The sequence below is a fragment of the Roseovarius albus genome (assembly GCF_900172335.1).
Classification (GTDB): Bacteria; Pseudomonadota; Alphaproteobacteria; order Rhodobacterales; family Rhodobacteraceae; genus Roseovarius; species Roseovarius albus.
This window is the reverse complement of the sequence record NZ_FWFX01000006.1, coordinates 287,519-293,852: the sequence shown is the minus strand read 5'-3', so window position 1 is coordinate 293,852 and position 6,334 is coordinate 287,519. Positions and strand designations below refer to the sequence as shown.

The following is a 6,334-nucleotide window of genomic DNA, read 5'->3' as shown; positions in this document are numbered from 1 at the left end:
TATGCGTGCAGCGGTGCCATCATGGCATCAAACCAGACTGCGAAGATAAGCGTGACCCGGATGAGCGACAATGACCCGAAAGAAAAGGAAAAATGAGCTTGACCTAAACACCCAATTAGAGAAGCAGACATTACCAACAGTTGGCCAATCTTTTTTTTAACCAAACCTTGTCACGTATCCTTCACCGACCTTCAAACTTGGCCGGGCGTTTGTCCAAAAACGCCACCACGCCTTCTTTGAAATCGCGCGTGCCGCCGCACAGACCCTGCAATCGGGCCTCAAGGCTCAATTGATCATCCAAACCATTTTCCCAGCTCTCGCGGATCGACTGTTTCACACTCGCATAGGCTGCGGTTGGCCCCTTGGCCAGATGCGCCGCTCGGGCGCGCCAATGGGCATCAAATTCTTCATCCTCGACCGCTTCCCAGATCATGCCCCAGTCATCCGCCTGCTGCGCCGAGATCGGCTCGGCAAACAGCGCTGCCCCCATCGCCTTGGCCGCGCCCATCTGGCGTGGCAACCAATAGGTGCCCCCGGCATCGGGGATCAGGCCAATACGGGTGAAGGCCTGCACAAACTTGGCGCTTTGTGTGGCAATCACCACATCCGCTGCCAGCGCAAGATTGGCTCCGGCCCCGGCTGCCGTCCCATTGACCGCACTGATCGTCGGGATCGGGCATTCCATAATGGCCCGCAGCATCGGCACATATTCATCCCGCAACACCCGCTCCAGATTCAACTCATTCAGGGATCCTGTGTCGCTCAGGTCCTGACCTGAGCAAAACGCAGCCCCTTCCCCGGTCAGCACCAGCACCCGCGCCTTGCGCGCCGCAAAACGCGCCGCATCGGTGATCTCGGCCCGCATCAACCCGCTCAGGGCATTCATCTTGTCCGGACGGTTCAGGGTGATGACGGCGATATCATCCTCAATCGTAAATCTGATCGACTGATAGGTTTTCATGAAACGGCTCCCTCACTGCGTCCGGCCACACTCAATCGTTTTCAGGCCATATCGCCAAGTGGAACGGAACGTCACTCTTTTAGTATTTCTTCAAGCCGCGCTTGTTCATCTGCGCTCAATCCCTGGCTGCTGGCGTCCACACTGCGACTGCGGCGGCGGAGAAAGGCAAGCCCCACCCCCCCGGCAATCAACAACATCGCTGGCCCCGACAGCCAAAGCACAAGGTTTGAGCCACCTGAATTTGGCTTGAGCAAAACATACTCGCCATAGCGCGCCACGACGAATTCGATCACCTCGTCGTCCGCGTCGCCTTCAACCAACCGCTCGCGCACCAAAATGCGCAAATCCCGCGCCAAAGGAGCGTTGGATTCGTCAATGCTCTCATTGCGGCAAACAAGACAGCGCAGCCCTTCGGAAATTGACCGCGCGCGTTTTTCTAGGACCGGGTCACTCAACACCTCATCAGGTTCAACCGCAGCTGCCGGTGAAAACTGCATCACCGTTACAACGCTGGCCACGACCAAGAGCTTAAACAAAGTCCGGATCATTTTGCAGCCACCGCTTTTGCTTGCGTCTTCTTGGCGCCTGCTGCCACACGATAGCGCCGGTCACTCAGCGACAGCGCCCCACCCAAAGCCATCAAAATCGCTCCGCCCCAAATCCAATTGGCAAAGGGTTTATAGTAGGTCCGCACAACCCAGCCACCATCATCCTGCGGGTCACCGATCACGACGTAAACATCGCGGAAAAACCCGTTGTCAATCGCCGCCTCAGTTGTGGGCATGCCTGCAACAGGATAGATGCGTTTTTCAGGCTGCAACACGGTGAACCCAACGCCGGCGCGATCTAGCGCAACATCGGCCTGCACGGCAACGTAGTTTGGCCCTTCAATTTCTCGCACGGACCGTAGTGTCAAACCATACCCAGCCACTTCGAACCGTTCGCCCACCTGTGCCACACGGATGTCTTCCGCTTCCCAGGCCAGCAATCCGGCCACGCCCGCCATGGTGACCCCCAAGCCCGCATGCGCAACGGCCTTGCCCCAATCTGCACGCGGCAGGCGGCGCAGGCGTCCTAGACGACCACCACCTCGACCGGTACGGGTCATCAGGTCGACAACAGCACCCGACACCAGCCAAGCCCCCAAGAAAAACCCAATCGGCCCAAGTGCGCTGCGCTCAGTCTGCATCGCCCAGATGAGCACGGCCACAGCAACAGACAGTACAAAGGCCGGCGCCAAGGGCCGCAGGCTGCGCTGCAGTCTGGCGCGTTTCCACGGAAAGATCGCCCCTACGGGCAAGATCAAACCCAACACCACCATGAACGGCGTGAACGCCAGATTAAAAAACGGCGCCCCGACCGACAGTTTACGATCAAAGAACAGCTCAGACACCAGCGGCCAGATCGTGCCCACAAAGACCACAAAGGCCGCCACGGCCAACAGCACATTGTTGAGCACCAGAACCGACTCGCGGCTGACAATTCCAAACACGCCTTTGGCCTGCATCTCAAATGCGCGCGCCGCAAAAAGCGTCAGCCCAGCCAGCATGAAAAACGCAAGGATCGCCAGCAGGAACACACCCCGTTCTGGATCTGCAGCAAAGGCATGTACCGATGTGATCACGCCAGACCGGGTGATAAATGCGCCGATCATCGAAAAACCAAAGGCGATGATCGCCAGCAGGATCGTCCAGCTTTTCAGGCTCTCGCGCTTTTCCACCACAATGGCGGAATGCAGCAAGGCAGTCGCCAGCAGCCACGGCATGAACGAGGCATTTTCAACCGGGTCCCAAAACCAGAATCCGCCCCAGCCCAGCTCATAGTAAGCCCACCAGCTGCCCAGCCCGATGCCTATTGTCAGAAAAATCCACGCCGCCAGCGTATAGGGTCGCACCCAACGGCCCCAGGCGGCATCAATCCGCCCTTCGATCAGCGCTGCCACTGCAAAGGAGTAGCTCATCGAAAGTCCGACATAGCCCAGATAGAGGAACGGCGGGTGAAACGCCAAACCCGGATCCTGCAACAGCGGGTTCAGGTCCTGCCCATCAAAGGGCGGCACAGCCATGCGCAAAAACGGGTTCGAGCTGAATAGGATAAACGCAAAGAACGCCACAGCGATCGCCCCCTGCACAGACAGCACGCGGGCGCGCAGGCTATCAGGCAAGGCACTACCAAACCAGGCGACAAAGCCGCCGAACAAAGTCACGATCAGCACCCACAGCAGCATCGAGCCTTCATGGTTGCCCCAAACGCCAGTGATTTTATACAGCATGGGTTTCACCGAATGGCTGTTCAGCACCACCAGTCGGACGGAAAAATCGGATCCTATAAATGCAACGGTCAGTGCGCCAAAGGCCGTCAACGTCAACAAAAACTGTAGAGTCGCAGCGGGTACTGCGCTCATCATCCAGCCCTGCCAACGGTTATGCGCACCGATGAGCGGCACAATCGCCTGGAAACAGGCGGTTAAGAACGCGAGAATCAAACAAAAATGGCCAAGCTCGGTAATCATAAACTCGTTATAGGGCGGCCCGCGCGGGTGGCCAATGGGCATCGCTCCTTTGTGTCCGCGCAGATTGTCGCGCTTTAACCGTTCGCTTGGCGCCAATCCTCCAGCGCGGCATTGTATTCCGCACTCTGCTCAAGCGGCTTCGGGCCTGCCTTTGACACGACAATCGGTTTCTGCTCCTCTTTTTCCTCGGTCAAAGCCTCTAGCGCTTGAATATTCTCTACCACCTGCGGGGTGCGGGCCATGCTCTGTGCCATTGATCGTTGAAACTCCTGCCCCTTGGCCTGATGGCGCGCGCCAAAGTAAAACGAAACAATCGCCCCCAGCAACCACCACAAAGGCTCTGGCACCAGCGCAATCCCTTGCATGCGCTGCGCAAACCACACAGGGTCCACCATCGCCGCCACGAACAACCCCAAGGTGCCAAGCGCCATCGCCGGGCGGGGAATGCGGTTCAACCCGTCCATCAACCGGTCAAACCAGCCGCGTTGCTGTAATTTGAACTCCTGCGCGAACTGCTCCAACGTCTGCGACTGATGCTGCGCCGCCCTTGCTGCCCCTGCCTCAGTATTTTCTCGAAACACCTGCACGGTTTCCGCCACTGCATTGCGCCCGCCGCCAAAGGCAAAACTCAGAACCCACTCAATTATCCCCATGCTACCACCCTTTCCTGAAACGCCTGTGGGCTCATGTGATAGCGTGGCGAAATGAATTCTTCAGCCCGCTTGATCCAGCCACCTTTCCCGCCCTTGCGATTGCGCGCATATTTCCGGCTGGCCGGGCGATGATCAGCTAAGCGAAAGTAATAGTTCCGCCGCGCAATCCCGTAAGCATCCACCAGATGATCCGGGGCTATGCGCCACGCCGCCTGCGCCGCCGCAATAGTTTGCCGGCCTATATTTCCATCCACCGCAACCTGCTGCCCCATCTGGCGCAAAAGTCTTTGCAGGATCTTCACCGCATTCACTCCGGCATTGACATACATGTCGAACACCGTCGCTTGTAGGGCCTCGGGCAACGTCGCAATCCCCGGCTTATCAAAGTAGTGTTTGATAAAAATCTGCTCGGCCTGTGACCTGGTTAACCTGCGCACATCCGCCACATCCACATCACCATCGCGGTCCAGATCCAACCCAAGTCGCCTCATGGTATGAATGGTCACGCCATACTTTGTTGCCCCGCCCGGATCCTGCGGATCGTTTACAAAACCGCCCTCCCGGGCAATGATTTCTTTGGCAATTTCGCTGACCGTTTTCATTCGGTCAAACTGGTGGTGAAAGTCTTAACGTGGACCTTATTCAGCGTCCGCAGGCTGATAAACACCCTGCTCTTTCAACGCATCAGCCACTTCTTTCGGCAGATAGCTCTCATCATGCTTGGCCAGAATTTCCGTGGCCATGAACACGCCGTCCTGAAACGTACCTGTGCCAATCATTCCCTGATTTTCTTCAAACAAATCAGGCAACACGCCGGTATAAGTCACAGGAACCGTGGCCCCACCATCGGTCACACTAAAGCGGATGGTATCTCCATCACCGCGCACCAAAGTGCCTTCTTCAACCAGCCCGCCTAAACGAAACCGCTCATTCGACGCCGGCGGCTCTTCCATCACTTGGGAGGGCGAGCGGAAAAAGTTGATGCCATCACGCATGGCATAACCAATCAGCGCGGTCGACACAGCCAGCGCCAGTACGGCCACGGCGATAATCTGGATACGGCGTTGTTTCTTGAGCGATTTCACCTGAGCATCCTTGCCTGAGTACGCTTAAAGTTACGGGAAAACCGGTGCCAGCATCAGCCCGGTGTCTTCATCACACCCCAGCATCAGGTTGGCATTCTGCAACGCTTGCCCGCTGGATCCCTTGGTCAGGTTATCCAGCGCTGTAATCACGATGGCGCGGCCTTCAATCCGGTCGCCCGTCACGCCGATATGGCAAAAGTTGCTGCCCCGAATGTGGCGCGTGCTTGGTGTTTGTCCAAGGGGCAAAACCTCCAAGAAAGTCTCATCAGCATAGGCACCCGCCAAAGTCTGATGCACCTCAGCCGGATCACCTTTCACATAGATGGTGGCCACTATCCCCCGGTTCGCAGGTAACAGGTGCGGGGTGAATTGCACCTTCACCGGACGCCCGGCAATGGCAGAAAACTCTTGATCGAATTCCGCCAGATGCCGATGTGTGCCACCCACAGCGTAGGCATGCGCCCCCTCGGAAAGTTCGGCATGCAACAGGTTTTCTTTCAGGCTGCGCCCTGCCCCGCTGACCCCGGTTTTCAGGTCAATAATGATCTCATCCAGATCAATCACACCCGCCTGAATAAGTGGCCGCAGCGCATATTGCCCCGTGGCCGCATTACATCCGGTGCCCGCCACCAAACGCGCAGATTTGATGTCATCACGGTAAAACTCGGTCAGGCCATAGATAGCCTCGTTCTGGCATTCCAACGCCTGATGTTGCCCACCATACCAACGCGCGTATTCTTCAGGATCGCGCAACCGGAAATCGGCGCTCAGGTCCACAATCTTCAGGGTTTTCGGCAGCTCTTTGATCACCGCTTGCGAGGTCGCATGCGGCAAGGCGCAAAAACACAGATCCACCTGATCAAAATCAATCTGATCAATTTTCACCAGTTTCGGCAGGCTCAGGTGGCGCAGATGCGGGAACACCTCCGCCATCTCCATTCCCGCCTTGGAGTTCGCACCAAGTGCCACGATCTCCATTTCAGGATGGGTGGCAATCAGCCGGATCAGCTCGGCCCCGGTATATCCCGAAGCGCCCAGAATTGCGATTTTATGGGTCATCTCATGACCTTTCAAACTTGTCTTGTCGTGTATTTAGGAAATTCATGGCACCGCATCAATGCGA

General features: G+C 57.0%; 7 protein-coding genes. All 7 read right to left on the bottom strand.

Annotation, left to right across the window (positions count from 1 at the left end):
* Nucleotides 1-181: 181 nt before the first annotated feature.
* On the bottom strand, nucleotides 182-961 hold the full coding sequence (locus ROA7450_RS11745; protein WP_085805933.1) for an enoyl-CoA hydratase-related protein: 780 nt from the start codon (nucleotides 959-961) through the stop codon (nucleotides 182-184).
* A gap of 71 nt (nucleotides 962-1,032) precedes the next feature.
* Nucleotides 1,033-1,458: a cytochrome c-type biogenesis protein gene (locus ROA7450_RS11740; RefSeq protein ID WP_370738209.1), complete on the bottom strand. Its 426-nt coding sequence runs from the start codon at nucleotides 1,456-1,458 to the stop codon at nucleotides 1,033-1,035.
* Nucleotides 1,459-1,505: 47 nt separating this feature from the next.
* Nucleotides 1,506-3,473 carry a heme lyase CcmF/NrfE family subunit gene (locus ROA7450_RS11735; protein ID WP_085805977.1) on the bottom strand — a complete coding sequence of 656 codons (1,968 nt, stop codon included), beginning with the start codon at nucleotides 3,471-3,473 and terminating at the stop codon, nucleotides 1,506-1,508.
* Between the two features lie 74 nt (nucleotides 3,474-3,547).
* The gene (locus tag ROA7450_RS11730) at nucleotides 3,548-4,126 is read right to left on the bottom strand and encodes a holin family protein (protein WP_085805930.1); all 579 of its coding nucleotides are present in this window, start codon (nucleotides 4,124-4,126) and stop codon (nucleotides 3,548-3,550) included.
* The gene (locus tag ROA7450_RS11725; protein ID WP_085805928.1) at nucleotides 4,117-4,728 is read right to left on the bottom strand and encodes a holin-associated N-acetylmuramidase; all 612 of its coding nucleotides are present in this window, start codon (nucleotides 4,726-4,728) and stop codon (nucleotides 4,117-4,119) included. Before ROA7450_RS11725 ends, ROA7450_RS11730 begins: the two co-directional genes overlap by 10 nt.
* 36 nt (nucleotides 4,729-4,764) lie before the next feature.
* Nucleotides 4,765-5,211 (bottom strand): cytochrome c maturation protein CcmE, encoded by a 447-nt coding sequence (gene ccmE, locus ROA7450_RS11720; protein WP_085805926.1) that lies wholly within the window; start codon nucleotides 5,209-5,211, stop codon nucleotides 4,765-4,767.
* A gap of 30 nt (nucleotides 5,212-5,241) precedes the next feature.
* Complete coding sequence (gene argC / locus ROA7450_RS11715) at nucleotides 5,242-6,270, bottom strand: N-acetyl-gamma-glutamyl-phosphate reductase (RefSeq protein ID WP_085805924.1); 1,029 nt, start codon at nucleotides 6,268-6,270, stop codon at nucleotides 5,242-5,244.
* Nucleotides 6,271-6,334 lie beyond the last annotated feature (64 nt).